A 25,543-nucleotide genomic window follows, 5' to 3' on the forward strand; every position below is an offset into this window, starting at 1 on the left:
CCATGGCGCGAACCGTAGGTCGGGTAAGCGTAGCGCCACCCGACACCTAACGGTATAAAAAGTCGGCCGGATAAGCCGAAGACGCCGTCCGGCAATCTGCTCAGGCTGATCAACCTAACAGGACGCGCTCAATATTGTGGCAGCCCAGCGCCTTCAGGGTGGCGACGGTGGCATCCCACTGGATCAGCGCCGCGTCGGCTTTCTCCGCCAGGATTGCCCGCTGGATAGCGGGATAATCATAGCCGTTGAGGCTAAGGAGATTCAGCGCCCCCTGCAGCGGCGGCAGCGTCGGGTTGAACGCTGCGTTTTCCGCATAGCTACCGCTGAAAATGGTACCGTCTTTCAGCTCAAGCGCCACGCCGGAAGGCGAGTGGCTGTAGGGCGCATGGCAGCGGTTGGCGGCCTGAATAGCTGCCTGGGTCAGGACATCGCCGCTCACCGGGTAGCCATGGTCCTGTTCATCCATCAGCAGGGTTTTGATCTCCAGGTCTTTCGGGCCAAAGGCGTCCGGCAGATAGTGCTCCAGAGCATGCGCTTCGCGACCCGGCAGATGAATGCGCAGCGCCAGCCCGCTGTTCAGTTCGTTCATAAACTGACGGCAATGACCGCACGGCGTGTAGTTCACCGTGATAGCGCGCAGGGAGGTCTCGCCGCGCAGCCAGGCGTGGCTGATGGCGCTCTGTTCCGCGTGAACGGTCTGCTGCATGGTAGCGCCGAGAAACTCCATATTGCCGCCAAAGTACCAGCGGCCGCTGACGCCGCGGGCGATAGCCCCGACGTTAAAATGAGAAAGGTCGGGGCGCGCGCAGGCAGCGGCAAGCGGCAGTAGCGCAAAAGCCAGCGCGTCTTCGTCCAGACCTGTCGCATGCTGCAGCGTCGCCACCTGATCGGCTTCGAGCAGCGCCGGGAAATGCGGGTCGGCGAGCATCGGGGCGATGGCCGCCTGCAGATCTGCTGCCAGAGTCGTCAAAGCAGCTTGAAAACGTGAGTGCATAGCGTTGCCTCATAACAGTGTAATGGGAAGCCAGTGTACGGGCGGCCAGCGGTTCCATATGTGATGAATATCTCATTCTTTATGCAACTCTGATTTGTTGCATTAAAAAATGTGATTTAAATCACTATTAACCTACCACTGCGAGGATCAGCGGAAATAAGAACGGCGCCATCAACGAGGTGATGATCCCGCACAGCACCAGCGCCAGTGAGCTAAACGCGCCTTCCTGATAGTCCAGCTCGGCGCAGCGGGCGGTGCCGAGGGCGTGCGAGGCGGTGCCCATTGACAGGCCGCGCGACGCTTTGGTGCGAATGCGCATCAGGTTAAGCAACGTATGCCCAAATACCGCGCCGAGGATGCCGACAAAAATTACGCACACGGCGCTGATGGCCGGAATGCCGCCGATGCTGCCGCTAACCGCCATAGCAATCGGCGTAGTGACTGACTTAGGCAGAATAGAGGCGGCGATTTGCGGCGTGGCGCCCATCAGCAGAGCGACGGTGGTGCCGGTGATCATCGCCACGCAGCTGCCAATAAAGCAGATGGTAATGATAGATTTCCAGCGGGCGCGGATCTGGTGCAGCTGTTCATACAGCGGGAACGCAAGGGCCACTACCGCCGGCTGCAGCAGATCGTTCAGGACTTTGCTGCCGGCAAAATAACGCTCATAGGAGATCCCGGTCAGCAGAAGAAATGGAATAATCACCACCATCGCCACCAGCAGCGGGTTGAGCAGCGGGAACTTAAAGCGGGCCGCCAGTTTGCGGGCGAGAAAAAAGACGATCAGGGTTAGCGGTAGCGACCACCAGATTTCATGCATCATTCTTCTTTTCCTTTTTGGCCAATCACTTTACGTTCGCCATGCACCAAATGGGAGCTCCAGCTCACCACTACAAACACCACCAGCGTACTGATGGCGCAGGAGATAACGACAGGCCCCAGCTGGGCGCGCAGCAGATCCCAGTACTGCATCACCCCAACGCCGATCGGCACGAACAGCAGCGCCATATAGCGGATCAGGATATTGCAGCCGGGGTTGACCCATTGCGGCGGCATAATTTGCAGCGCCAGCAGCACGAAGAGGATCAGCATGCCGATGATGCTGCCGGGGATAGTGATAGGCAGCAGCCCGGCGATAAAAATTCCGGCGTACAGGCAGGCGTAAATCAGGACGAAAGCCCGCAGGTACTGCCAGATAATAGTCAGCGATTTACTCATGGTAATAACCCTTGATGAAGTGCATTCATCATACAATTAATCCCTAAAATGTGCTACCGATCACATCATGAATTCTATGCATAGCGCTGATAGCTTACGGGAACCATAGTCTCACCCGTCAGGGCCCGACACCTTGCGGCTCAGGCGGGATCGCTCCCCACGCTACCTTGCTGGATGAGGCGCGGCAAATAAAGGCGAATGGGACGCCACAGACCTCTGTAAAGCATAGAGATTATCTCGCCGCTTTGCCGCATCGAGCGTGCGGGGAACGGCGTGCGTCTGGTCCGACGCATTGAGCGCTTTCAACCAGCGCCCGGAGGCGCTACCATAGCGCCTCTTTTTTTTCCGGGTAACGATATGCGTGTTCTACTGGCGCCGATGGAAGGCGTGCTCGATTCGCTGGTGCGCGAGCTGCTGACCGAGGTTAACGATTACGATCTCTGCATCACCGAATTTCTGCGCGTGGTGGATCAACTGCTGCCGGTAAAATCGTTCTACAGGCTATGCCCGGAACTGCATCACCAGAGCCGCACGCCGTCCGGCACCCGCGTACGCGTCCAGCTGCTGGGACAATATCCCGAGTGGCTGGCGGAAAATGCCGCCCGCGCGGTGGCGCTGGGTTCATGGGGGGTGGATTTAAACTGCGGCTGTCCGTCGAAGCTGGTAAACGGCAGCGGCGGCGGGGCAACGCTGCTGAAAGATCCAGAGTTGATCTATCGCGGCGCGAAAGCCATGCGAGAGGCGGTTCCCGAGCATCTGCCGGTGACGGTGAAAGTTCGTCTTGGCTGGGACAGCGGTGAACGGCGCTTTGAAATCGCCGACGCGGTGCAGCAGGCGGGGGCCAGCGAACTGGTGGTTCACGGCCGTACCAAAGAAGATGGCTACAAAGCCGAACGCATCAACTGGCAGGCGATCGGCGAGATCCGCCAGCGCCTGACTATCCCGGTGGTCGCCAACGGTGAAATCTGGGACTGGCAAAGCGCCCAGGATTGTATGGCTGTCACCGGCTGCGATTCGGTGATGATTGGCCGCGGGGCGCTCAATGTGCCGAACCTCAGCCGGGTGATCAAATACAATGAACCGCGCATGCCGTGGCCGCAGGTGGTCCAGCTGTTGCAAAAATATACCCGCCTGGAAAAGCAGGGTGATACCGGTCTGTATCATGTGGCGAGAATTAAGCAGTGGTTAGGCTATTTACGCAAGGAATATACCGAGGCGCTGACCCTGTTTAATGAAATTCGCGCCCTGCAAACGTCTGCTGAAATAGCGGCGGCGATCGGCCGCTATTAACCGCCATACTGTTATTCGCTTCACATATTATTACTTGCATGCCTATTGATGATAGGCATGGGTTGAATAAAGTGATAATGTGCGGTCAATCAATTCAGGATTGCTACTGAACTCAGGCAAAACCTAAGCACTTTCGTTATTCGTGGCGCAAAGTGCTTAGGTTTTTTTTTGGTAAAAATTCAGGGTGGGTAAAATGATGATGTAAAACAATGAGATGTGAATAACGATTTCTCTGGCATTGTCGCGGTTTTATTACCGACGGACGCTTTTTGCCATTCATTTTTAAAAAAAGAAAACGGGTAAATAAATAGCCTGGGGATCCCCTTTGTTTTTATTCAGTCACGGTGGATATCACAATGCATAACAAAAAAATAAATCAGCTTTTGATCGGCGCTATGCTGGCGGCCATGGCGCCTGCCGTGAGCGCCGCGGACATCCCGGCGTGGAACGGCAGCGCGCTGGGGTTTGAAGCCGGGCAGCAAGGGCTGCTGGGCGATATGCTAGGCATTCGTCCGATCCTTGAAGAAAACGGCTTTCATTATAATCTCGGCTATCTTAACGAGATGGCCTACAACGCCGGCGGCGGCTATAACCATGATAAACATCTGGCCTATATTGACCAGGTGTCATTGACCTTTACCCAGGATCTGGAGCGCTGGACCGGCATACCGGACGCGCGGCTTGAGGGCAATATCGTCAACCGCAACCACGATGATAATCTCACCACGAAACGGCTGCAGGATCCGCGGGTGAGTTTCAACGATCTATCGCAGGAGAGCTGGGGCGGCGGGTCGATTACCCGCCTTGGCTGGCTCACCTTTGCCCGCAGCTTTGACGACCGCCGCCTGACCTGGCGCATCGGCATGATGAACAAGGTGCAAACCTTCGACCAGATCATACCCTGCGATTTTCAGCTGCTGACCCAGTGCGGTGGGAAATCGGCCAACTCGCTGACCTGGAATAACTGGAACATTCATACCTGGGGCACCACCCTGGAGTACAAGCTGACGCCGACGGTCACCCTGAAAGGCGGGGTGATGGAGCAAAACCCGCAGGCTACCGCGCGCAGCCACGCGTGGAGCTGGTCGACGAAGGGTAGCAAAGGCATCTTACTGCCGATGGAGATCGAAACCCGTCCGCTGATTAATGGCCTGCCGGGAGCCTATAACCTTGGCGTGGTCTGGACTAACGCGCCGCAGAGCGACCTCTACAGCGGTAAATCCGGCGGCGCCGGGGCGACCGATCCGCAAGGTTACGCCGAGCACGATAGCACCTGGTTTATGTACGCCGGCCTGAACCAGCAGATCACCCGCCACGCCGACGACCCGCTGCGGGGGATGAGCGTCTCACTGAGCGGCAGCCTCAGCGACCAGCGCAGCAACTATATCCACTCCGCCGTCGCCGCCTCCATGCGCTACCGCGGTCTGTTTGACGCCCGCCCGGAGGACTGGATTGGCTTCGGCCTGACGTGGATCGACATGAGCAGCCACTACGCACGTAATCAGCGCTATATGAATCAGATAAGCGGCGCCACCGACTATAACGATCCGGCTTACCAGCCGGTGGCCGGTCATTCGCTGAACGGTGAGCTCTATTATCGCTTCCGCCCGGTCTCCTGGCTGGAGCTGCAGCCGGGCCTGCAGTACTGGCACCGTCCGGGCGGCGTCGCGCAGACCCAGGATGCGTGGGTAGTGGAGTGGAAAACCGTCGTGACCTTCTGATAGTCGCGATCTTAATCACGTTTTTTCACTTGTCAGGTTGAGCGCGCAGCAGAAGTTGTTACAGTGCGGGTGTTGGATTGCAACTGCTGCGGCAGGCAAAACCTGATCACCTGGCGTTTCGTCGGGGGTCAGGTTTTTTTGTTTCTGGGGTCTATATGCAAATCGCCAAAGTACTCAATAACAATGTGGTGGTGGTTCTCGACGAGCACCGGCGCGAACAGGTGGTGATGGGGCGAGGGCTGGCCTTTCAGAAACGCCCGGGCGACGTGCTGGACGACAGTAAAATTGAAAAAGTTTTCGCCTTACAAAGCGATGAGCTGGTCGGCCGCTTAGGCGAGCTGCTCAGTCAAATACCGTTAGAAGTGATGACCACCTGCGATCGCATTATCGACCTGGCACGCGGACGGCTGGGCAAGTTACAGGAAAGTTTGTACATCACGTTAACGGATCACTGTCATTTTGCTATCGAGCGGCAGAAAAAGGGCATCGCACTGCGTAACGTGCTGCTGTGGGAGATTAAGCGGCTGTATCCGAAGGAGTTCGCGCTGGGCCAGGAGGCAAGGGCCATCATTGCCAAAAGGCTCGGCGTGGAGCTGGCGGAGGACGAAGCCGGATTTATCGCCCTGCATCTGGTGACGGCGCAGCTCAACAGCGAAATGCCGGAGGTCATGCACGTGACCCGGGTGATGCAGGAGATCCTGCAGCTGGTGAAGTATCAGCTGCAGCTTAACTACGATGAAGAGTCGCTGAGCTATCAGCGTTTCGTCACCCACCTGAAGTTTTTCGCCCAGCGGATGCTGACGCGCACGGTGGTGGAAGATGACGACGTCTCGCTGCACAGCGCGGTGAAAGATAACTACGCCAAAGCGTGGAAGTGTGCGGAAACGGTGGCGACGCATCTGCAAAAGCAGTATCAGCGGTCGCTGACCACCGAAGAAATTATGTTTCTTGCCATTCATATCGAACGGGTAAGAAAAGAGGGGCGTTAATTCTCCCCAACAAAACTGGATTGTTACTGCATGATGCAGGCAAAACCTGAGCGCGACGCCCACCGGCGTGGTTCTCGGGTTTTTTTATTTTTTACTACTCAGTCGCCGGTTGTCTGCGGGCAGCGGCAGTAAGGAAAAGAGCATGGAATATAAAGCACTCGCGCAGGATATTCTCAACCGCGTCGGCGGCAAAGAGAACATTGTGAGTCTGGTTCACTGTGCGACACGTCTGCGTTTTAAACTGAAGGATAACGGCAAAGCCGATGCCGAAGGGCTGAAGGCCAATCCGGGCGTGATTATGGTGGTGGAGAGCGGCGGCCAGTTTCAGGTGGTGATTGGCAACCACGTTCACGACGTCTGGCTGGCGGTGCGCCAGGAGGCGGGGTTAAGCGATGACAGCGAACCGGTTGCCGAGGAAAAAGCGGCCAAAGGATCGGTGTTAAGCCAGCTTATCGACATCATCTCCGGCATCTTTACACCGTTTATCGGCGTGATGGCGGCAACCGGTCTGCTGAAAGGCCTGCTGGCGCTGGCGGTGACCTGCGGCTGGCTTACGCCGGAGCAGGGGACTTATAAAATCTGGTTTGCCGCCAGCGACGCGCTGTTCTTTTTCTTCCCGCTGTTTCTTGGCTATACCGCCGGGAAGAAGTTTGGCGGCAACCCGTTTATCTCGATGGTGATTGGCGGGGCGTTAACCCACCCGCTGATGATTCAGGCCTTTGAGGCCAGCCAGGCGCCGGGCGCGGCGGTGGAGCACTTTCTCGGCATTCCGGTGACCTTTATCAACTACAGCTCATCAGTGATCCCGATTATTCTCGCCTCATGGGTCTCCTGCTGGCTGGAGCGCAAGAGCAATGCGCTGTTGCCGTCATCGATGAAAAACTTCTTCAGCCCGGCGATCTGCCTGGCGGTGGTGGTCCCGCTCACCTTCCTGGTGATTGGCCCGGTCGCCACCTGGCTGAGCCATCTGCTGGCCAACGGCTACCAGTTCATTTATGCGTTTGCCCCATGGCTGGCGGGCGCGGTACTGGGCGCCATGTGGCAGGTGTGCGTTATTTTCGGCCTGCACTGGGGGCTGGTGCCGTTGATGATCAACAACATGACGGTGCTTGGTCACGACTCCATGCTGCCGATTATTCTTCCGGCGGTGATTGCCCAGGTGGGCGCCGTGCTCGGTATTTTCCTCGCCACCCGCGATGCGCGCCAGCGGGTGCTGGCCGGTTCCGCCTTCTCCGCCGGGCTGTTCGGCATCACCGAGCCGGCTATCTATGGCCTGACCCTGCCGCTGCGCCGTCCGTTTATCTTCGGCTGTGTCGCCGGGGCGATTGGCGGGGCGATCACTGCCTTTAGCAACAGTTATGCCTACTCGTTTGGCCTGCCAAACATCTTTTTCCCGGCGCAAATGATCCCGCCCGGCGGGATTGACGCCAGCGTCTGGGGCGGGCTTATCGGCACCGGCGTGGCTTTCGTGCTCGCCTGCGTGCTGACCTTCTTCGCCGGCCTGCCGCGCGGTAGCGCCGCACCAGGCGCCGTGACGGTAGCCCCGGTCTCGGCAAACGATATTCTGGCGCCGATGAGCGGCAGCGTTATCGCCCTCGAGCAGGTGCCGGATAGCACCTTCGCCAGCGGCCTGCTGGGTAAAGGGGTCGCCATTATCCCGGCGGTGGGCCAAGTGATTGCCCCGTTCCCGGGCGAAGTGGCCTCCCTGTTTCAGACTAAACACGCCATCGGCCTGCAAAGCGACAGCGGCATTGAGCTGCTGATCCACGTCGGCATCGACACGGTCAAACTCGACGGCGTGCCCTTTACCGCGCATGTGAAAGAGGGCGACAGGGTACAGGCCGGCGATCTGCTGATTGAGTTTGATCGCCAGGCGATTCTGGACGCCGGCTACGACCTGGCGACCCCGATCATTATCAGCAACAGCGACGACTACCGGGAGATTGATACGGTGGCGTCCAGCACCGTCGAAGCCGGTCAGCCGCTGTTGTCAGTCAGCCATTAATCACAGGAGAAAAAGATGAAAACATTCCCGACGGATTTTTTATGGGGCGGCGCGACCGCGGCCAATCAGGTGGAAGGTGCTTATCTGGAAGATGGCAAAGGCTTATCCACCTCCGATGTGCAGCCGCACGGCGTTTTCGGCGAAGTGGTCGAGCGCGTACCCGGCGACAGCGGCATAAAAGATGTGGCGATCGATTTTTACCATCGCTATCCGGAAGATATCGCCCTGTTTGCCGAGATGGGTTTTAACTGCCTGCGAGTCTCTATCGCCTGGACCCGCATCTACCCCAACGGCGACGACGCCGAGCCGAACGAAGCCGGCCTCGCGTTCTACGACAAGCTGTTCGACGAGATGGCCAAGCACAACATCACCCCGCTGGTGACGCTGTCGCATTATGAAATGCCATGGGCGCTGGTAAAAAACTACGGCGGCTGGGGCAGCCGGGAGGTGATTGGCTTCTTTGAGCGCTACGCCCGGACGGTGTTCAGCCGCTATAAAAATAAGGTCAAACTGTGGCTGACCTTTAACGAAATCAATATGTCGCTACATGCCCCGATGACCGGCGTCGGCCTGCCGGCCGGCAGCAGCAAAGGCGAGGTGTATCAGGCGATTCACCACCAGCTGGTGGCCAGCGCGCTGGCGGTCAAAGCCTGTCATGAGCTGGTGCCTGAGGGCAAAATCGGCAATATGCTGCTCGGCGGGCTGATGTATCCCCTGAGCTGCAAACCGGAGGATGTGTTCGAGACGCTGCAGGAGAACCGCAGCTGGCAGTTCTTCGGCGACGTACAGGCGCGCGGCGCGTACCCGGGCTATATGCAGCGCTATTTCCGTGACAACGGCATCGCGCTCACCATCACCGACGCCGATCGTGAAGCGCTAAAAACCACCGTCGACTTTATCTCCTTCAGCTACTACATGACCGGCTGCGTCACCGCCGACGAGGCGCTGAACCAGCAGGCGCGCGGCAATATTCTCAGCATGGTGCCGAACCCGCACCTGGCGAGCTCGGAGTGGGGCTGGCAGATAGACCCGCTGGGCCTGCGCACGCTGCTGAACGTGCTGTGGGATCGCTACCAGAAGCCGCTGTTTATCGTGGAAAACGGTCTGGGCGCCAAAGATAAGGTGGAAGCCGACGGCAGCATTAACGATGACTACCGCATCAGTTACCTGAACGACCACCTGGTGCAGGCGCGGGAAGCCATTGACGATGGCGTTGAGCTGATGGGCTTTACCAGCTGGGGACCGATTGACCTGGTGAGCGCCTCAAAGGCGGAGCTGTCGAAGCGCTACGGCTTTATCTATGTCGACCGCCATGATGACGGTACCGGCACCCTGGCGCGCAGTAAGAAGAAGAGCTTTAGCTGGTATAAAGAGGTGATTGCCAGCCGCGGCGCCAGCCTGAAAGCCTAAAGAATGCCCGCCCGGCCATCGCCGGGCGGGGGGTTAGCCCGGTTTACGCGCGCGCAGTAAAAAGGTCATCGGACGTTCTTTCTCTTCATCCAGATCGAGTAGGGTGGTAAAGAGGTGCGGCTCGTTAAAAGATGTCTGCTCATATTCACCCCCTGAATTGATAAGGTTGTTTATTTTTAGCAAACTAATAATTTAGTCACACGCTTTACTAAACGCGTTTAATTCAATTAACTTATGATAACCAACCTGATTAAGTTATCTGACCTGTCCAATGAAATTGATATTAAATAAAAGCGTGCTGGCGGCATTGCCCCTGGCCATCGCGCTGGCTGGCTGCGCGCCATCTCATGAGGTTGCTAATCCGCCGCAGCAGCAAATTCCAGCCTCCCATGTTTCCATGGATCTCCCTGCCGCCGTGAAAAATGGCTGGCCGCAGACTGACTGGTGGAAAAATTACCATGACCCACAGCTTAATAATCTGATTCAGCGAGCGTTGGCCAACGCGCCGGATATGCAGATTGCCGAACAGCGCATCAGGCTTGCCGAAGCGCAGGCGCGAATGTCGCAGGCGAATCTTGGCCCGGAGATGGATTTCTCCGCCGATATTGAACGCCAGCGCATGTCGGCCGAAGGCCTGATGGGACCGTTTGCTACCGACACCGACGGCAATACCGGCCCGTGGTACACCAACGGTACCTTTGGCCTGACCGCCGGTTGGGATCTCGATCTGTGGGGCAAAAACCGTGCGCTGGTGAAAGCGCGTATCGGCGAGCTGAAAGCCCAGGTTGCTGAACAGGCCCAGACCCGTGAGCTGCTCTCCGGCAGCGTGGCGCGTCTGTACTGGCAGTGGCAGACGGAAGCGGCGATCAAAGCGGTGCTGCAGCAGGTGAAAAACGAGCAAAATAATATCGTGACGGTCGACAAGGCCCTGTATCAGCGCGGGATCACTAACTCCGCCGAAGGGGCGGAGAACGATATTAACGTCAGCAAAACCGACCAGCAGCTGGCGGACGTGACGGGCACGATGAAAGAGATTGAAGCGCGGCTGATGGCCCTGACCAACAGCCAGAGCCAGTCGCTAAACCTCAAACCCGCCAGCCTGCCAACGGTCAGCGCGCAGCTGCCAGATACCCTCGGCTATGAGCTGCTGGCGCGCCGCCCGGATCTGCAGGTCGCCCACTGGTATATTGAGGCGTCCCTGAGCGAAGTGGACGCGGCGAAAGCGGCGTTTTATCCGGACATCAATCTGATGGCGTTCCTGCAGCAGGATGCCCTGCACTTAAGCGATCTTTTCCGCCATTCGGCGCAGCAGATGGGCGTTACTGCCGGGTTGACGCTGCCGATCTTTGACAGCGGCCGCCTTAACGCCAACCTGGATATCGCCAGCGCGCAGAATAGCCTGTCGATCGCCCAGTACAACAAAGCGGTGGTGGATGCCGTTAACCAGGTGGCGAAAACCGCCAGCCAGGTCGAAACATTAATGGCCAAAAGCCAGCAGCAGCAGCAGGTTGAAAAAGACGCTCAGCGGGTAGTGGATCTGGCGCAGGCCCGAATGGCGGCAGGGATCTTACCTGGCTCCAGAGTCAGTATGGCGAAGCTCCCGGCGCTGCAGGAACGGATCACCGCATTGCGCCTGCACGGCCAGTGGATTGACGCTAGCATTCAGCTGACCTCGGCCCTCGGCGGCGGCTACCACCAGACGGTGAAGTAACCGCCAACCACGGTGCGCCCGCGGGTGCGCCGCTTAGTCTTTCTTCTTACTCTCGCGCCGCCTGAGCCACCAGTGGGCGGCCACCACCACCACCACCGCGAGGATCAGCCAGATCCAGTGCTTCAGATGGGCATCCAGATGGTGCAGCCACGGGCCAACCACCTCGCCGCCGAGATAGCCAATGGTGGTAAACAGCAGGGCCCACACCAGCGCTCCGACAATATTCAGCGGCAGGAAAATGCGCGGCGGCAGGCGGCTGGCGCCGATCAGCAGGGGGCCGATTACCCGGAAGCCATACATAAAGCGGGTGCCGATGACAAACAGCCACGGCCGGAGCTGGATCATACGCTGCGCTTTACGGATCCGCGCTTTCTGACTGGCGAAACGGCGCAGGATGCGTCCCCCGAAGCGGCGACCGACCAGATAGAGCAGCTGATCGCCAATCATCCCGCCGAGGGCGACGGCGATCACCACCAGGGGAAATTTCAGTAGCCCCTGATGCGCCGCGACGCCGCCCAGCAGGGTAATGGTCTCACCTTCCGCCATGCTGCCGACGATCAGCGCCGCGTAGCCATACTGGGAAATCAGGTGATTGATATCCATAAAAAGCTTTTCTCCTTACCTCATCACCTCTTAATCATACACCCTGCTGACCAAAACGCGGCGACGCAGAATTTTCTGTGCTGTACATAAAATAATCTACAGGGTGAATTATACTTGGATCAGTGCAGTACGAAGCCGTGACAAGGGGGACGCTATGAACCATGTCTGGGGGCTCTTCGCTCATCCCAACCGGGAAATGAGCGTGATTAAGAGCGAGAATGAAACCATTTCTCATCACTATACGCATCATGTGCTGCTGATGGCGGCGGTTCCGGTAATCTGCGCCTTTATCGGCACCACGCAGCTGGGCTGGAACTTCGGCGATGGCACCGTGATTAAACTGTCGATGCTGACCGGACTGGCGCTGGCGGTGCTGTTTTACGCCGTGATGCTCGCCGGGGTGGCGATCATGGGGCGGGTCATCTGGTGGATGGCGAGGCAGTATCCGCAGCAGCCTTCCCTGAAACGCTGCATGGTGTTTGCCGGCTACGTCGCCACCCCGCTGTTTCTGAGCGGGATTGTGGCGCTCTATCCGCTGGTCTGGCTGTGCGCGCTGGTCGGTACTATTGCGCTGTTCTATACCGGGTATCTGCTGTATCTCGGCATTCCGACCTTCCTGAGCATTAATCGGGAAGAGGGGTTAAGCTTTGCCAGCTCGACGCTAGCTATTGGGGTACTGGTGCTGGAAGTGCTGCTGGCCATCACCGTGGTGCTCTGGGGGTATGGCTACCGACTCTTCTGATCGGGCGACACGGGTAAATATGCATTGCCGGCAAATATGTATTTTATGTCGGCAATGCAGCATTTCTTCACGATTCTTATTAGGCACAGGGCCTTACGGCGCGGTATGATGGCGTTTGCCAGCGAAGTTGCCCACTTAACCTCGCGGCGTACGTTCCATAACGTGCAAAAATACTTTTCAGAATGCCCATGATGCCGAAATTTCGAGTCTCTTTGCTCAGCCTGACCTTGCTGCTGGCTGTGCCTTTTGCGCCCCAGGCGTTAGCAAAAACCCCGACGGCGGTGACCGCCTCGCAGCCGGAAATTGCCTCCGGCAGCGCCATGATCGTCGATCTGGCCACGAAAAAAATCATTTATGCCAGCCAGCCGGATCTGGTGCGCCCGATGGCGTCGATCACCAAAGTGATGACCGCCATGGTGGTGCTCGATGCCCATCTGCCGCTGGATGAGATGCTGACGGTGGATATCAGCCATACGCCGGAAATGAAGGGGATCTACTCCCGCGTGCGCCTCAACAGCCAGATTAGTCGCCGCGATATGCTGCTGCTGGCGCTGATGTCTTCCGAGAACCGCGCGGCCGCCAGCCTGGCGCATCACTATCCGGGCGGCTACGACGCTTTTATTCGCGCGATGAACGCCAAAGCCCAGGCGCTGGGCATGACCCATACCCGCTACGTGGAGCCCACCGGCCTGTCGGTGCATAACGTATCCACCGCCCGCGATCTGACCAAACTGCTGATCGCCAGCGAGCAGTATCCGCTGATCGGCCAGCTGAGCACCACCAAAGAAGAGACCGCCACCTTCGCCCATCCGGCCTACAGCCTGCCGTTCCGCAACACCAACCATCTGGTGTATCGCGATAACTGGAACATTCAGCTGACCAAAACCGGCTTCACCAACGCTGCCGGCCACTGCCTGATTATGCGCACGGTGATTAACCAACGTCCGGTGGCGCTGGTGGTGATGGATGCCTTCGGCAAATATACCCACTTCGCTGACGCCAGCCGCTTGCGGACCTGGATTGAAACCGGGAAGGTAATGCCGGTACCCGCCTCGGCGCTGAGCTATAAAAAGCAGCGCGAAGCGCAGATGGCGGAGGCGATGCTGAAAGGCGGCGCGCAGACCGCGCAGAACGATTAATCTGCATGTCTCACGGATGGCGGCGCATTGCGCCTTATCCGGGCTACGTGATTTGGCGCCGGGTTCGCCCCTTTCGTAGGCCCGGCAAGCGCAGCGCCGCCGGGCAATCAGGCCGAGTGCCGGTGTTTGTGCAGGATGGCGGCTGACGCCTCTCCGGAACCGCGCTGAACGGTAGCCCGGCTAAGGCGTTTACGCCGCGAGCCGGGGATTTGGCGCCGGATATCACTCCGGTAGCGTCCAGTCGCCGTCACCCAGCGCGCGCTGCATAATCAACGTATCCCGCCAGTCGCCCATCTTGTAGCCGACGCTGCGCAGCTGACCCGCCACGGTAAAGCCGAACTTTTTATGGATCGCCAGCGAGCCGGCATTGTTATGGCCATCGCCGATGATCGCCAGCATCTGCCGCCACGGGCCTTTTTCGCACTCAGCGATTAGCCTGGACAGCAGCGCGCTGCCGATGCCGCGTCCGCCCATTCCGGATTCCACGTATATCGATTCCTCGAGGGTGTAGCGATAGGCCGGACGCGGGCGATAGAAGGTGGCATAGCAGTAGCCGACGATAGCCCCGCGCCACAGCGCTACCAGCCACGGCAGCCCGTTGTCGCGCACGGTCTGGATCCGTTTACGCATTTCGTCAACGGTGGGGGGGATCTCTTCGAAGGAGGCGCGGCCATTAAGTACGTGCCAGACATACAGCGCGGCGATGGCGTGCGCATCGTCGGGCAGCGCTTCGCGAATTTCTAAATCACTGTCGAGTAACGGGGCCTCTGCGGGCATGGCGGCGCTCCTGAATCTGCCGGAGAAACATTCTCCGGCGTGCAGCGTAATACAGAAGCGCCAGGCTGAATAGTCCTGCCGTCGATTATTGCGGATCCGCCGGAGAGGCTGGCGTCGGGGCCGCTTCACCCCAGTATTTCTGCTTGCTGGTTTTACCAATCCCCGGGTTCATGCTGTTGGTCGGATCGTTCTGGCGATAGAACTGCTGCAGGCTCTCCGGGGCCTCATACAGATGACCCACGTTATGCTCCGCCGGGTACTGGGCGCCGCGCGCTTTCAGTAACTCCAGCATTTTTTCCTTCAGCGCGTGGGCGTCGACCCCTTTCCTGACGATGTAATCCTGATGGAACACATGGCACATAAAGTGGCCATAGTAGAGCTTATGCACCAGCTGGCTGTCGATTTCGGGCGGCAGATGTTCGAACCACTCGGTATCGTTACGGCGCAGGGCGATATCCAGCGCCAGAATATCTTCGACTTCGTCGGCATGCACCGCCTGATAGCGGATCGCCGCGCCGGCGGCGGCAAAGCGATGGAGGAACGCCTTGCTGCCTTCCTCCGGCGTACAGGCGAAGAAATCCCCCTCGGCCTGCTGGAAGTACTCCGTCAACCAACGCTGCGCTTCTTCGATGCCGTCGCCAGCCATCTTCAGCAGCAGATGATGTTCATATTTATCACGCCAGGTTTTCATCCGCTCCGGTAAATGCGCCGGGAAGACGTGGCCGAGCTTCTGCATAAAGCGGTCGGTAAAGTGCGGCTTAAACAGCGAGACTTTCTCCAGCATCGCGTCGGTGCGCCCCTTCATGGTGAAGAAGAACGGCATTTTGTCGGTGCCGAGCTTGTCGATCATCAGGAAGGTGTCTTTGCCATACTTCTCGGCGATATCGTAAATATCGCGGTGCATATATTCCCCCGCCACCGGCAGATGCTGGAACTCGGCGAGGATATGGCGGCGGATCTCGGTCAATACCTGCGGCTGGTTGGTGCCAATGTAAAACACCTGCTGGCGCTTTTCCGCCGGGAAAGTATCGAGACGCACGGCGAAAACCGCCAGCTTGCCGGCGCAGCCGGAGGATTCGAACAGGCGGTCCGGGTCGGCGTTATAGCGCGCCGGGGTGTCGGCATCGACATCGCGCACGCGGGTGACATAGTCGTGATCGTGGGCGTGGCGGCCGTCGTGCAGCACATCGCTATCGCTAATCCGTTCGTCATCGAGGCGGCTGAGGATCTGCTCCGGCGTGCTGCCGAGATCGATGCCCAGATGATTGACCAGCTTCAGCTTGCCGTCGGCGTCAATCTGCGCGAACAGCGACATCTCAGTGTAGGCCGGCCCGCGCTGCACCAGCGAGCCGCCGGAGTTGTTGCAGATCCCGCCGATGACCGATGCGCCGATGCATGACGAACCGATCACCGAGTGCGGTTCGCGTCCCAGCGGTTTGAGCGCTTTTTCCAGCGAATAGAGGGTGGTGCCGGGCCAGGCCAGCACCTGCCGCCTTTGTCCAGCAGATGCAGTTTGTCCAGGCGCAGGGTGCTGATAATCACGATCTCGCGATCGTAATCATTGCCGTTGGGGGTCGAACCTTCGGTCAGGCCGGTGTTGGCCGCCTGCATCAGAATAATTTTATCGGCGTCTACGCAGGCGTTGAGCACGCGCCAGAGTTCCAGCAGGGTGCCGGGAAAGACAACCGCCAGGGCCTCGCCCTGACCGGAGCGGAAGCCTTTGCGGTAGCGCTGGGTTTTTGCCGGGTCGGTCAGCAGATGCGAAGGGCCAACCAGGCGCGCCAGGTCAGCCAGAAACGTTTTATGGGTGTCAGTGGGTGCAGATGACATGTTCCACTCCTTGTGGTGGTGCGCGAAATATCGAGGATAAGCATAGCGCTTTGTATGACAATTTGATGCATGAATGTTTCGCAAAAATCAGAGAAGAACCTTAGCATTCTGCGGGCGCGTTGTTTATATATATGGCAAACTGCGGTTTTTATTATGTTTTACCGAGTCCCCGTCTGAGATAAAGCGAGATAACAATGAAATGGCTCTGCACTGTAGGCGTCGCCGTGAGTCTGGCGCTGCAACCCGCGCTGGCGGATGAACTGTTTGGTAACCACCCCCTGACCCCGCAGGCGCGGGATGCCTTTGTCACCGACCTGCTGAAAAAAATGACGGTGGACGAGAAAATCGGCCAGCTGCGTCTGATAAGCGTTGGCCCGGATAACCCGAAAGAGGCGATCCGTGAAATGATCAAGAACGGTCAGGTGGGGGCGATTTTTAACACCGTTACCCGCCCGGATATCCGTGTGATGCAGGATCAGGTGATGCAGCTTAGCCGCCTGAAGATCCCGCTGTTCTTTGCCTACGATGTGCTGCACGGTCAGCGTACCGTGTTTCCGATAAGCCTCGGCCTGGCCTCGTCGTTTAACCTTGATGCGGTGAAGACCGTGGGCCGCGTGTCAGCATATGAAGCCGCCGATGACGGCTTGAACATGACCTGGGCGCCGATGGTCGACGTCTCCCGCGATCCGCGCTGGGGACGCGCTTCCGAAGGGTTCGGGGAAGACACCTATCTGACCACGATGATGGGCCAGGCGATGGTGGAGTCGATGCAGGGCAAGAGCCCGGCGGACCGCTATTCGGTGATGACCAGCGTCAAGCATTTCGCCGCCTACGGCGCGGTGGAGGGCGGGAAAGAGTACAATACGGTCGACATGAGCCCGCAGCGCCTGTTCAACGACTATATGCCGCCGTATAAAGCCGGGCTTGATGCCGGCAGCGGCGCGGTGATGGTAGCCCTGAACTCGCTGAACGGCACCCCGGCGACCTCTGATTCCTGGCTGCTGAAAGACGTCCTGCGCGACCAATGGGGCTTTAAAGGCATCACCGTTTCCGACCACGGCGCCATCAAAGAGTTGATTAAGCACGGCGTGGCCTCCGACCCGGAAGACGCGGTGCGCGTAGCGCTGAAGTCCGGCATCAACATGAGCATGAGCGACGAGTATTACAGCAAGTACCTGCCGGGGCTGGTGAAGTCCGGCAAGGTGACCATGGCCGAGCTGGATGATGCCACCCGACACGTGCTCAACGTGAAATATGATATGGGACTGTTCAACGATCCCTACAGCCACCTGGGACCGAAAGATTCTGACCCGCAGGACACCAATGCGGAAAGTCGTCTGCATCGTAAAGAGGCGCGCGAAGTGGCTCGCGAGAGCCTGGTGCTGCTGAAGAACCGTCTTGATACGCTGCCGCTGAAAAAATCCGGCACTATCGCGGTGGTTGGCGCGCTGGCGGACAGCAAGCGCGACATGATGGGCAGCTGGTCCGCGGCCGGGGTGGCCGACCAGTCGGTGACCGTCCTGACCGGCATCAAAGAAGCGCTGGGCGATAACGGCAAAGTGATTTACGCCAAAGGGGCGAACGTTACCGATGACAAAGGCATTGTCGATTTCCTCAATTTGTATGAGAACGCGGTGCAGGTTGACCCACGCTCGCCGCAGGAAATGATCGACGAAGCGGTCGCGGCGGCGAAGCAATCCGATGTGGTGGTCGCCGTGGTGGGCGAGGCGCAGGGCATGGCGCATGAGGCCTCCAGCCGGACCGATATCACCCTGCCGCAGAGCCAGCGCAATCTGATTGCCGCTCTTAAAGCCACCGGCAAACCGCTGGTGCTGGTGCTGATGAACGGGCGTCCGCTGGCGCTGGTGAAAGAGGATCAGCAAGCCGATGCGCTGCTGGAGACCTGGTTTGCTGGCACCGAAGGCGGCCACGCCATCGCCGACGTGCTGTTTGGCGATTACAATCCGTCGGGCAAACTGCCGATGTCTTTTCCGCGCTCGGTGGGGCAGATCCCAACCTACTACAGCCACCTGAATACCGGCCGGCCGTATAATCCGGAGAAGCCGAACAAGTACACCTCGCGTTACTTCGATGAAGCCAATGGCCCGCTGTATCCGTTTGGTTACGGCCTGAGCTACACCACCTTTAGCGTCTCCGATGTCAACATGTCGTCAGCCACCCTTCCGCGCGACGGCAGCGTGACCGCCAGCGTGCAGGTGACCAACACCGGCAAACGCGAAGGGGCAACGGTGATTCAGCTGTATCTGCAGGACGTCACCGCCTCCATGAGCCGGCCGGTGAAAATGCTGCGCGGCTTTAAAAAGGTCACCCTCAAACCGGGCGAAACGCAAACCGTTAGCTTCCCAATCGACGTCGACGCGCTGAAGTTCTGGAATCAGCAGATGAAATACGTTGCTGAGCCGGGCAAATTCAATGTCTTTATCGGCGTGGACTCCGCCCGCGTGAAGCAGAGCGAGTTTGAGCTGCTGTAAGGCATCGCTCTTAAGTCCAACGTCACGCTTTAAAGGCCGATTAATCGGCCTTTTCTTTTTCGCATCGCTGGCAAATGGGCTACGCTTTTCTCTTAAGCTTCTGTAAGCGAAGCGCAAAAGAACTGAGGGATGCGGGATGAAGATGGCAACGACATGGTCCGGCGCGCTGGCGCTGGCCGCCCTGATAAGTTTACCGCTGCAGGCGGCGGAGCCGGTGAAGGTCGGCTCGAAAATTGATACCGAAGGCGCGCTGCTGGGCAATATGATCCAGCAGGTGCTGGAAAGCCACGGCGTAAAAACGATTAATAAAATCCAGCTCGGCACCACGCCGGTGGTGCGCGGGGCGATTGTCGCCGGCGAGCTGGATATCTACCCGGAATATACCGGCAATGGCGCCTTCTTCTTCAAAGATGAAAACGACCCGGCGTGGAAGAATGCCCAACAGGGCTATGAGAAGGTGAAGCGCCTCGATCAGGAGAAACATCAGCTGGTATGGCTCACCCCGGCGCCGGCCAACAACACCTGGACTATCGCCGTGCGCCAGGACCTGGCGGAGAAAAATAAGCTGACCTCGCTGGCCGACCTCAGTCGCTACCTGAAGCAGGGCGGCGAATTTAAGCTGGCGGCTTCGGCGGAATTTATTGAGCGCCCGGACGCGCTGCCGGCGTTTGAAAAAGCGTATGGCTTCAACCTCAACCAGAACCAGCTGCTGTCGCTGGCCGGGGGCGATACGGCGGTGACCATCAAAGCGGCGGCGCAACAGACCTCCGGCGTTAACGCGGCGATGGCCTACGGCACCGATGGCCCGGTGGCGGCCCTGGGGTTACAGACGCTGAGCGACCCGCAGGGCGTGCAGCCGATATATGCCCCGACGCCGGTGGTGCGCGAGGCGGTGCTGAAGGCCTACCCGCAGATCGCCGACTGGCTACAGCCGGTCTTCGCCAGCCTCGATGAAAAAACGCTGCAGCAGCTGAACGCCCGCATTGCGGTGGAGGGCCAGGATGCGAAGCGCGTGGCGGCAGATTATCTGCAGCAGAAAGGCCTGCTGAAGTAAGCCACCGGTGACCATTCGCTGTACTCATCGCGTCGGCCTGCTGCTGACAGGTCTGCTGCTGGTTACGCTGGCGCTGCCGTTTGTCACTTATGCGCCGAATCGCTTACTCTCCGGGGAAGGGCGCGGGCTGTGGCAGGCGCTGCCCTGGCTCGCCGGCGTTCAGCTGGCGGCGGCCCTTGCCGGGATGCTGCTCTGCTGGCTGCCGGGCAGGATCGTGCCGTTTCTCCACCTGCTGCTGGCCGAACTGCTCTTCCCGCTGCTTATCTGGGGCAGCGGCCAGGCGGCGCTTGAGCTCTTCCGCCATGGCTCGCCGCTGGCGCGCACCTCGCCCGGCAGCGGCCTGTGGCTGTCGCTGGCGCTTTGTCTGCTGCTGGCCAGCGAGGCCATCCGTCATCTTACCGTCCGGCCGCTCTGGCGCTGGCTGCTCAATGCGCAAGTCTGGCTGTTGCCCATCATCCTGCTCGCTATCGGGGCGCTCGATCAGCTCTCCTTGCTGAAGGAGTATGCCAACCGTCAGGAGGTATTTGATGACGCCCTGCGCCAGCATCTGCTTCTGCTGTTCGGCACCCTGCTGCCGGGCCTGCTGATTGGCCTGCCGCTGGGGGTATGGCTGTGGCGGCGTCCGCGCTGGCAGGCGCCAGCTTTCACCGCGCTCAATGTGATCCAGACTATTCCGTCGGTAGCGCTTTTTGGCCTGCTGATTGCGCCGCTTGCCGGTCTGGCGCGTTATTTCCCGACGCTGGGCGAGCTGGGCGTCTCCGGGACCGGCGTGGCGCCAGCCCTGATCGCTCTCACTCTCTATGCGCTGCTGCCGCTGGTGCGCGGGGTGGTGACCGGCCTGCAGCAGGTGCCGCAGGAGGCCCTGGAAAGCGCGACGGCGATGGGCATGAGCGCCGGGCAGCGCTTTCGTCAGGTGCAGCTTCCGCTGGCGATGCCGGTACTGCTGCGCAGCCTGCGGGTGGTCAGCGTGCAAACCGTCGGCATGGCGGTAGTGGCCGCGCTGATCGGCGCCGGCGGCTTTGGCGCGCTGGTTTTTCAGGGGCTGCTGAGCAGTGCGCTGGATCTGGTGCTGCTGGGCGTGGTGCCGACCATTGCCCTGGCGGTGGTGGTGGATGCCCTGTTCGCCCTGTGGGGCGCCTGGCTAAAAGGAGAGGCCAATGATTGAATTTCAAGGGGTCAGCAAAGTGTTTGCCGGCCACCCGGCGGTGAAGGACCTGACCCTGGAGCTGCGCGAAGGCGCTTTCTCGGTGCTGGTGGGGACTTCCGGCTCGGGCAAGTCGACGACGCTGAAGATGATCAACCGTCTGCTGGAGCCGGACCGGGGCACCATTCGCTTTGCCGGCGAGGACATTCGCCAGCAGCCGGTCCTGACCCTGCGGCGGCGGATGGGCTATGCCATCCAGTCCATCGGCCTGTTTCCCCACTGGACGGTGGCGCAGAATATCGCCACCGTGCCGCAGTTGCAAAGATGGCCGCGGGCAAGGATCGCCGACCGGATCGACGAGCTGATGGCGCTGCTGGGGCTGGAGGCGACGCTGCGCGACCGTTACCCGCATCAGCTCTCCGGCGGCCAGCTGCAGCGGGTGGGGGTGGCGCGGGCGCTGGCGGCAGATCCGGAGGTGCTGTTGATGGATGAGCCCTTCGGCGCCCTCGACCCGGTGACCCGCGAGGCGCTGCAGCAGGAGATGCTGCGCATCCACCGTCTGCTGGGACGGACGATTGTGCTGGTGACCCATGATATTGACGAAGCGCTGCGTCTGGCGGACCACCTGGTGCTGATGGACGGGGGCGAGGTGGTCCAGCAGGGGGCGCCGCTGGAGATGCTCCTGCGACCGAAAAATAGCTTTGTACAGACCTTTTTTGGTCGTAGCGAGCTGGGCGTGCGCCTGCTGTCGCTGCGCGAGGTGGGGGACTATTTGCGTCCCGACGAACGGCTGGCGGGCGAGGGGCTGACCGTCACCATGACCCTGCGGGAAGCGCTGTCGCAGTTTGTCGCCCGGCGCTGCGAGACGCTGCCGGTGGTCGATGCCGAAGGCAGGCCCTGCGGTACGCTGCATTTTGCCGATCTGCTGCGTCAGGAGATGAGCCATGAAGGCGCTTCGTGAGCCGCTGTGGTGGCTTATCGCGCTGTTTATCGGCCTGCTGGCAGGGCTGCCCTACAGCGCGCCGCTGTTCAGTCGGCTGTTCCCGGAGCTGCCGCGGCCGGTCTACCAGCAGGAGAGCTTCTGGGCGCTCACTCTCGATCACGGCTGGCTGGTGGTGGCGTCCAGCCTCGCGGCAACGGCAATCGGGCTGGGGGCTGGGGTGGCGGTCACCCGGCCCGCCGGCAGCGCGTTTCGTCCGCTGGTGGAGACCATCGCCGCTATCGGGCAGACCTTTCCGCCGGTGGCGGTGCTGGCGATGGCGGTGCCGGTGCTGGGCTTTGGCTGGCTGCCGGCGCTGATAGCCCTCGCGTTGTATGGCATACTGCCGGTGCTGCAGGGGACGCTGGCCGGGCTGGGTTCGACACCGCCGGGGGTGTCAGGTGTGGCTGAAGGGATGGGAATGACCGGCTGGCAGCGTCTGTATAAGGTGGAGCTACCGCTGGCGGCCCCGGTGATCCTGGCGGGGATCCGCACCTCGGTCATCGTCAATATTGGTACCGCGACCATTGCCTCGACGGTGGGGGCCAGTACGCTCGGGACGCCGATCATCATCGGCCTGAGCGGCTTTAATACCGCCTATATTGTTCAGGGGGCGCTGCTGGTGGCCCTGGCGGCGATTATCGTCGACCGCGCGTTTGAGCGTCTGACCCGCTGGATCAGCCGACACCGCCACGCACAATAAAGGAATAGCCGGCCAGCATTACGCCGCTGATCCCGCCGATGGCCATAAGTAAGAAGAGAGTGACGACCGCGATTTTCGCTGGCTTCATAATAGGCTCCTGATGTTAACAGGGGGATTATACGGTGAAGCGCAGGTGTTAATGAAACATTAATTGCGGTTTAGCGCGCCGCGCCGGGCTTTTTGCCGCGTTTGCTGCGCAACGCGCCGCAAAAAAGTGTGATCCTGGCCGTCATTTTTCATTTTTATGCAGGGCTTCAAAGAAAGTTTTCGCCAGGCAGGGTATGGTACGCGCTTTCAGGCATGTGTGGTTTGCGGGTATGTACGAGTTTGATCTGGTGTTGCTGCTGCTTCAGCAGATGTGCGTATTTTTGGTCATCGCGTGGTTGATGAGCAAAACCCGACTGTTTATCCCCCTGATGCAAGTCACCGTTCGCCTGCCGCACAAGCTGCTGTGCTACGTCACCTTCTCCATTTTCTGCATTATGGGGACCTATTTCGGTCTGCATATCGAAGACTCGATCGCCAACACCCGCGCCATCGGCGCTGTGATGGGCGGCCTGCTCGGCGGGCCGGTGGTCGGCGGGCTGGTAGGGCTCACCGGCGGCCTGCACCGCTACTCGCTGGGGGGAATGACCGCCTTAAGCTGCATGGTTTCCACCATCGTTGAGGGGCTGCTGGGCGGTCTGGTGCACAGCGTGCTGGTCAAACGCGGCCGGCCGGACAAAGTCTTTAGCCCGCTGACCGCCGGGGCGATCACCTTCGTGGCCGAGCTGGTGCAGATGATGATCATTCTGCTGATTGCCCGCCCGTTCCAGGACGCCCTGCATCTGGTGCAGAGCATTGCCGCGCCGATGATGGTCACCAATACCGTCGGTGCGGCGCTGTTTATGCGCATTCTGCTGGACAAGCGGGCGATGTTTGAGAAGTACACCTCCGCCTTTTCCGCCACGGCGCTGAAGGTGGCGGCGTCCACCGAGGGGATCCTGCGTCAGGGATTCAACGAAGAAAATAGCATGAAGGTGGCCCAGGTGCTGATCCAGGAGCTGGACATCGGCGCGGTGGCGATCACCGATCGCGACAAGCTGCTGGCGTTTACCGGCATCGGCGACGATCACCATCTGCCGGGCAAGCCTATCTCCTCCTCGTATACGCAACGGGCGATTGAGACCGGGGAGGTGGTCTACGCCGACGGCAACGAGGTGCCTTACCGCTGCTCGATTCATCCGCACTGTAAGCTGGGGTCGACGCTGGTGATCCCCCTGCGCGGCGAGAACCAACGGGTGATAGGCACCATTAAACTGTATGAGGCGAAAAATCGCCTGTTCAGTTCGATCAACCGCACCCTCGGGGAGGGGATTGCCCAGCTGCTGTCGGCGCAGATCCTCGCCGGACAGTACGAGCGGCAGAAGGCGCTGCTGACGCAATCCGAAATCAAGCTCCTGCATGCCCAGGTCAACCCACACTTCCTGTTTAACGCGCTTAACACGCTGAAGGCGGTGATCCGCCGCGACAGCGATCAGGCCGGCCAGCTGGTGCAGTATCTGTCGACCTTCTTTCGCAAGAACCTGAAACGGCCGACGGAAATTGTCACTCTTGCCGATGAGATCGAGCATGTTAACGCCTATCTGCAGATTGAGAAGGCTCGCTTTCAGGCTAACCTGCAGATCCAGATGGCGGTGCCGGAAGGGCTGGCGCATCACCAGCTGCCGGCTTTTACCCTGCAGCCGATCGTGGAAAACGCCATTAAGCATGGTACATCGCAACATCTTGGCGTCGGCGAAATTACCATCCGCGCCAGCCAGGACGATCGCTGGCTGCAGCTGGATATCGAGGATAACGCCGGGCTGTACCGGGCCAACCCCCAGGCCAGCGGGCTGGGGATGAATCTGGTGGACAGGCGGCTGCGGGCGCGTTTTGGCGCCGACTGCGGCATCAGCGTCACCTGCGAGCCGGAGCGCTTTACCCGTGTCACCCTACGTCTGCCCCTGGAGGAGAATGCATGCTGAGAGTATTGATCGTCGATGATGAGCCGCTGGCGCGGGAAAACCTGCGCATTTTGCTGGAGACACAGCGCGATATCGAGATCGTCGGCGAGTGCGGCAACGCGGTGGAGGCCATTGGCGCGGTGCATAAGCTGCGTCCCGACGTGCTGTTTCTCGACATCCAGATGCCGCGCATCAGCGGTCTGGAGATGGTCGGGATGCTCGACCCGGAGCACCGCCCCTATATCGTGTTTCTCACCGCCTTTGATGAATACGCGGTGAAAGCCTTTGAGGAGCATGCCTTTGACTATCTGCTGAAGCCGATTGAAGCTGCCCGGCTGGAGAAAACCCTCGCCCGCCTGCGCCAGGAGCGTAATCTGCAGGATGTGTCGCTGCTGGATGATGCTCAGCAGACGCTGAAATACATTCCCTGTACCGGCCACAGTCGTATCTGGCTGCTGCAGATGGAGGATGTGGCCTTCGTCAGCAGCCGGATGAGCGGCATCTACGTGACCGACCGCGAGGGAAAAGAGGGCTTTACCGAACTGACCCTGCGCACCCTCGAGAGCCGCACGCCGCTGCTGCGCTGCCATCGCCAGTATCTGGTGAATATGGCGCACCTGAAGGAGATTCGCCTGGAGGAGAATGGCCAGGCGGAGCTGCTGATGCGCGCCGGGCAAACGGTGCCGGTGAGCCGGCGCTATTTAAAAAGCCTGAAAGAGGCGATTGGCCTGTAAAGCTGGTACACTGCGCCCCATTG

At 59.6% G+C, this 25,543-nt stretch carries 20 protein-coding genes and 2 pseudogenes; 15 read left to right on the forward strand and 7 right to left on the reverse strand.

Annotation, left to right across the window (positions count from 1 at the left end; all coding sequences use genetic code 11):
* Window positions 1-109 precede the first annotated feature (109 nt).
* The 3 genes from cdd to KB890_RS22530 all read right to left on the reverse strand — a co-directional run bounded on the left by cdd (window position 110) and on the right by KB890_RS22530 (window position 2,212).
* Window positions 110-994, reverse strand: coding sequence for a cytidine deaminase (cdd, locus tag KB890_RS22520; protein WP_020324339.1), 885 nt, complete (start codon window positions 992-994; stop codon window positions 110-112).
* Window positions 995-1,121: 127 nt separating this feature from the next.
* Window positions 1,122-1,817 carry a CidB/LrgB family autolysis modulator gene (locus tag KB890_RS22525; protein WP_002912867.1) on the reverse strand — a complete coding sequence of 232 codons (696 nt, stop codon included), beginning with the start codon at window positions 1,815-1,817 and terminating at the stop codon, window positions 1,122-1,124.
* Entirely contained in the window at window positions 1,814-2,212 is a 399-nt protein-coding gene (locus KB890_RS22530; protein WP_002912865.1) for a CidA/LrgA family protein, read from the reverse strand. The genes KB890_RS22525 and KB890_RS22530 overlap by 4 nt, the downstream gene beginning before the upstream one ends.
* Window positions 2,213-2,569: 357 nt before the next feature.
* On the opposite strand from KB890_RS22530, the gene dusC reads away from it, so the two are divergent.
* The 6 genes and pseudogenes from dusC (at window position 2,570) to mdtQ (ending at window position 11,338) form a co-directional block, all read left to right on the forward strand.
* The gene (gene dusC / locus KB890_RS22535) at window positions 2,570-3,502 is read left to right on the forward strand and encodes a tRNA dihydrouridine(16) synthase DusC (protein ID WP_002912862.1); all 933 of its coding nucleotides are present in this window, start codon (window positions 2,570-2,572) and stop codon (window positions 3,500-3,502) included.
* Window positions 3,503-3,858: 356 nt separating this feature from the next.
* Window positions 3,859-5,223 (forward strand): carbohydrate porin, encoded by a 1,365-nt coding sequence (locus KB890_RS22540; protein ID WP_004189044.1) that lies wholly within the window; start codon window positions 3,859-3,861, stop codon window positions 5,221-5,223.
* A gap of 155 nt (window positions 5,224-5,378) precedes the next feature.
* Entirely contained in the window at window positions 5,379-6,212 is an 834-nt protein-coding gene (gene bglG / locus KB890_RS22545; protein WP_002912842.1) for a transcriptional antiterminator BglG, read from the forward strand.
* Between the two features lie 30 nt (window positions 6,213-6,242).
* Window positions 6,243-8,217: pseudogene (gene bglF / locus KB890_RS22550) on the forward strand (PTS beta-glucoside transporter subunit IIABC).
* A gap of 15 nt (window positions 8,218-8,232) precedes the next feature.
* Window positions 8,233-9,627, forward strand: coding sequence for a glycoside hydrolase family 1 protein (locus tag KB890_RS22555; RefSeq protein ID WP_022631304.1), 1,395 nt, complete (start codon window positions 8,233-8,235; stop codon window positions 9,625-9,627).
* A gap of 271 nt (window positions 9,628-9,898) precedes the next feature.
* On the forward strand, window positions 9,899-11,338 hold the full coding sequence (gene mdtQ, locus KB890_RS22560; protein ID WP_009307417.1) for a multidrug resistance outer membrane protein MdtQ: 1,440 nt from the start codon (window positions 9,899-9,901) through the stop codon (window positions 11,336-11,338).
* A gap of 33 nt (window positions 11,339-11,371) precedes the next feature.
* Here mdtQ and KB890_RS22565 read toward each other — a convergent pair whose 3' ends face one another.
* A complete protein-coding gene (locus KB890_RS22565) occupies window positions 11,372-11,941 on the reverse strand; it encodes a DedA family protein (protein WP_009307418.1) in 570 nt (189 codons plus the stop codon).
* A gap of 154 nt (window positions 11,942-12,095) precedes the next feature.
* On the opposite strand from KB890_RS22565, the gene KB890_RS22570 reads away from it, so the two are divergent.
* Together KB890_RS22570 and pbpG are read left to right on the forward strand one after the other, a co-directional pair.
* Window positions 12,096-12,683 (forward strand): Yip1 family protein, encoded by a 588-nt coding sequence (locus KB890_RS22570; protein WP_002912831.1) that lies wholly within the window; start codon window positions 12,096-12,098, stop codon window positions 12,681-12,683.
* 188 nt (window positions 12,684-12,871) lie between these two features.
* Window positions 12,872-13,822 (forward strand): D-alanyl-D-alanine endopeptidase, encoded by a 951-nt coding sequence (pbpG, locus tag KB890_RS22575; protein WP_004180615.1) that lies wholly within the window; start codon window positions 12,872-12,874, stop codon window positions 13,820-13,822.
* Between the two features lie 222 nt (window positions 13,823-14,044).
* Here pbpG and KB890_RS22580 read toward each other — a convergent pair whose 3' ends face one another.
* Both KB890_RS22580 and dld read right to left on the reverse strand, forming a co-directional pair.
* Complete coding sequence (locus tag KB890_RS22580) at window positions 14,045-14,599, reverse strand: GNAT family N-acetyltransferase (protein ID WP_002912829.1); 555 nt, start codon at window positions 14,597-14,599, stop codon at window positions 14,045-14,047.
* Between the two features lie 85 nt (window positions 14,600-14,684).
* Window positions 14,685-16,429: pseudogene (gene dld, locus KB890_RS22585) on the reverse strand (D-lactate dehydrogenase).
* A 194-nt stretch (window positions 16,430-16,623) separates the two neighbouring features.
* Here dld and bglX point away from each other — a divergent pair.
* The 5 genes from bglX to KB890_RS22610 all read left to right on the forward strand — a co-directional run bounded on the left by bglX (window position 16,624) and on the right by KB890_RS22610 (window position 22,801).
* Window positions 16,624-18,921, forward strand: coding sequence for a beta-glucosidase BglX (bglX, locus tag KB890_RS22590; protein WP_009307419.1), 2,298 nt, complete (start codon window positions 16,624-16,626; stop codon window positions 18,919-18,921).
* A gap of 136 nt (window positions 18,922-19,057) precedes the next feature.
* Window positions 19,058-19,975, forward strand: coding sequence for a glycine betaine ABC transporter substrate-binding protein OsmF (locus KB890_RS22595; RefSeq protein WP_002912823.1), 918 nt, complete (start codon window positions 19,058-19,060; stop codon window positions 19,973-19,975).
* A 7-nt stretch (window positions 19,976-19,982) separates the two neighbouring features.
* A complete protein-coding gene (locus KB890_RS22600) occupies window positions 19,983-21,140 on the forward strand; it encodes an ABC transporter permease (RefSeq protein ID WP_022631306.1) in 1,158 nt (385 codons plus the stop codon).
* Window positions 21,133-22,080, forward strand: coding sequence for an ABC transporter ATP-binding protein (locus KB890_RS22605; protein ID WP_022631307.1), 948 nt, complete (start codon window positions 21,133-21,135; stop codon window positions 22,078-22,080). The genes KB890_RS22600 and KB890_RS22605 overlap by 8 nt, the downstream gene beginning before the upstream one ends.
* The gene (locus KB890_RS22610) at window positions 22,064-22,801 is read left to right on the forward strand and encodes an ABC transporter permease (RefSeq protein ID WP_022631308.1); all 738 of its coding nucleotides are present in this window, start codon (window positions 22,064-22,066) and stop codon (window positions 22,799-22,801) included. The genes KB890_RS22605 and KB890_RS22610 overlap by 17 nt, the downstream gene beginning before the upstream one ends.
* Here KB890_RS22610 and KB890_RS22615 read toward each other — a convergent pair.
* A complete protein-coding gene (locus tag KB890_RS22615; RefSeq protein WP_002912762.1) occupies window positions 22,776-22,889 on the reverse strand; it encodes a protein YohO in 114 nt (37 codons plus the stop codon). The two genes, KB890_RS22610 and KB890_RS22615, sit on opposite strands and share 26 nt — an antisense overlap.
* Window positions 22,890-23,118: 229 nt before the next feature.
* Between KB890_RS22615 and KB890_RS22620 the strand changes: the two genes are divergently transcribed.
* Window positions 23,119-24,807, forward strand: coding sequence for a sensor histidine kinase (locus tag KB890_RS22620; RefSeq protein ID WP_002912760.1), 1,689 nt, complete (start codon window positions 23,119-23,121; stop codon window positions 24,805-24,807).
* Window positions 24,801-25,520, forward strand: a complete 720-nt coding sequence (btsR, locus tag KB890_RS22625; RefSeq protein WP_004144215.1) for a two-component system response regulator BtsR — start codon at window positions 24,801-24,803, stop codon at window positions 25,518-25,520. Before KB890_RS22620 ends, btsR begins: the two co-directional genes overlap by 7 nt.
* Window positions 25,521-25,543: the final 23 nt, after the last annotated feature.

The sequence above is a fragment of the Klebsiella sp. P1954 genome, assembly GCF_018199955.1.
Lineage (GTDB): Bacteria > Pseudomonadota > Gammaproteobacteria > Enterobacterales > Enterobacteriaceae > Klebsiella > Klebsiella pneumoniae.

Coding starts and splice junctions, on each gene's coding strand:
- cdd (WP_020324339.1), bottom strand. CDS start 994: ATGCACTCACGTTTTCAAGCTGCTTTGACGACTCTGGCAGCAGATCTG.
- KB890_RS22525 (WP_002912867.1), bottom strand. CDS start 1,817: ATGATGCATGAAATCTGGTGGTCGCTACCGCTAACCCTGATCGTCTTT.
- KB890_RS22530 (WP_002912865.1), bottom strand. CDS start 2,212: ATGAGTAAATCGCTGACTATTATCTGGCAGTACCTGCGGGCTTTCGTC.
- dusC (WP_002912862.1), top strand. CDS start 2,570: ATGCGTGTTCTACTGGCGCCGATGGAAGGCGTGCTCGATTCGCTGGTG.
- KB890_RS22540 (WP_004189044.1), top strand. CDS start 3,859: ATGCATAACAAAAAAATAAATCAGCTTTTGATCGGCGCTATGCTGGCG.
- bglG (WP_002912842.1), top strand. CDS start 5,379: ATGCAAATCGCCAAAGTACTCAATAACAATGTGGTGGTGGTTCTCGAC.
- KB890_RS22555 (WP_022631304.1), top strand. CDS start 8,233: ATGAAAACATTCCCGACGGATTTTTTATGGGGCGGCGCGACCGCGGCC.
- mdtQ (WP_009307417.1), top strand. CDS start 9,899: ATGAAATTGATATTAAATAAAAGCGTGCTGGCGGCATTGCCCCTGGCC.
- KB890_RS22565 (WP_009307418.1), bottom strand. CDS start 11,941: ATGGATATCAATCACCTGATTTCCCAGTATGGCTACGCGGCGCTGATC.
- KB890_RS22570 (WP_002912831.1), top strand. CDS start 12,096: ATGAACCATGTCTGGGGGCTCTTCGCTCATCCCAACCGGGAAATGAGC.
- pbpG (WP_004180615.1), top strand. CDS start 12,872: ATGATGCCGAAATTTCGAGTCTCTTTGCTCAGCCTGACCTTGCTGCTG.
- KB890_RS22580 (WP_002912829.1), bottom strand. CDS start 14,599: ATGCCCGCAGAGGCCCCGTTACTCGACAGTGATTTAGAAATTCGCGAA.
- bglX (WP_009307419.1), top strand. CDS start 16,624: ATGAAATGGCTCTGCACTGTAGGCGTCGCCGTGAGTCTGGCGCTGCAA.
- KB890_RS22595 (WP_002912823.1), top strand. CDS start 19,058: ATGAAGATGGCAACGACATGGTCCGGCGCGCTGGCGCTGGCCGCCCTG.
- KB890_RS22605 (WP_022631307.1), top strand. CDS start 21,133: ATGATTGAATTTCAAGGGGTCAGCAAAGTGTTTGCCGGCCACCCGGCG.
- KB890_RS22610 (WP_022631308.1), top strand. CDS start 22,064: ATGAAGGCGCTTCGTGAGCCGCTGTGGTGGCTTATCGCGCTGTTTATC.
- KB890_RS22615 (WP_002912762.1), bottom strand. CDS start 22,889: ATGAAGCCAGCGAAAATCGCGGTCGTCACTCTCTTCTTACTTATGGCC.
- KB890_RS22620 (WP_002912760.1), top strand. CDS start 23,119: ATGTACGAGTTTGATCTGGTGTTGCTGCTGCTTCAGCAGATGTGCGTA.
- btsR (WP_004144215.1), top strand. CDS start 24,801: ATGCTGAGAGTATTGATCGTCGATGATGAGCCGCTGGCGCGGGAAAAC.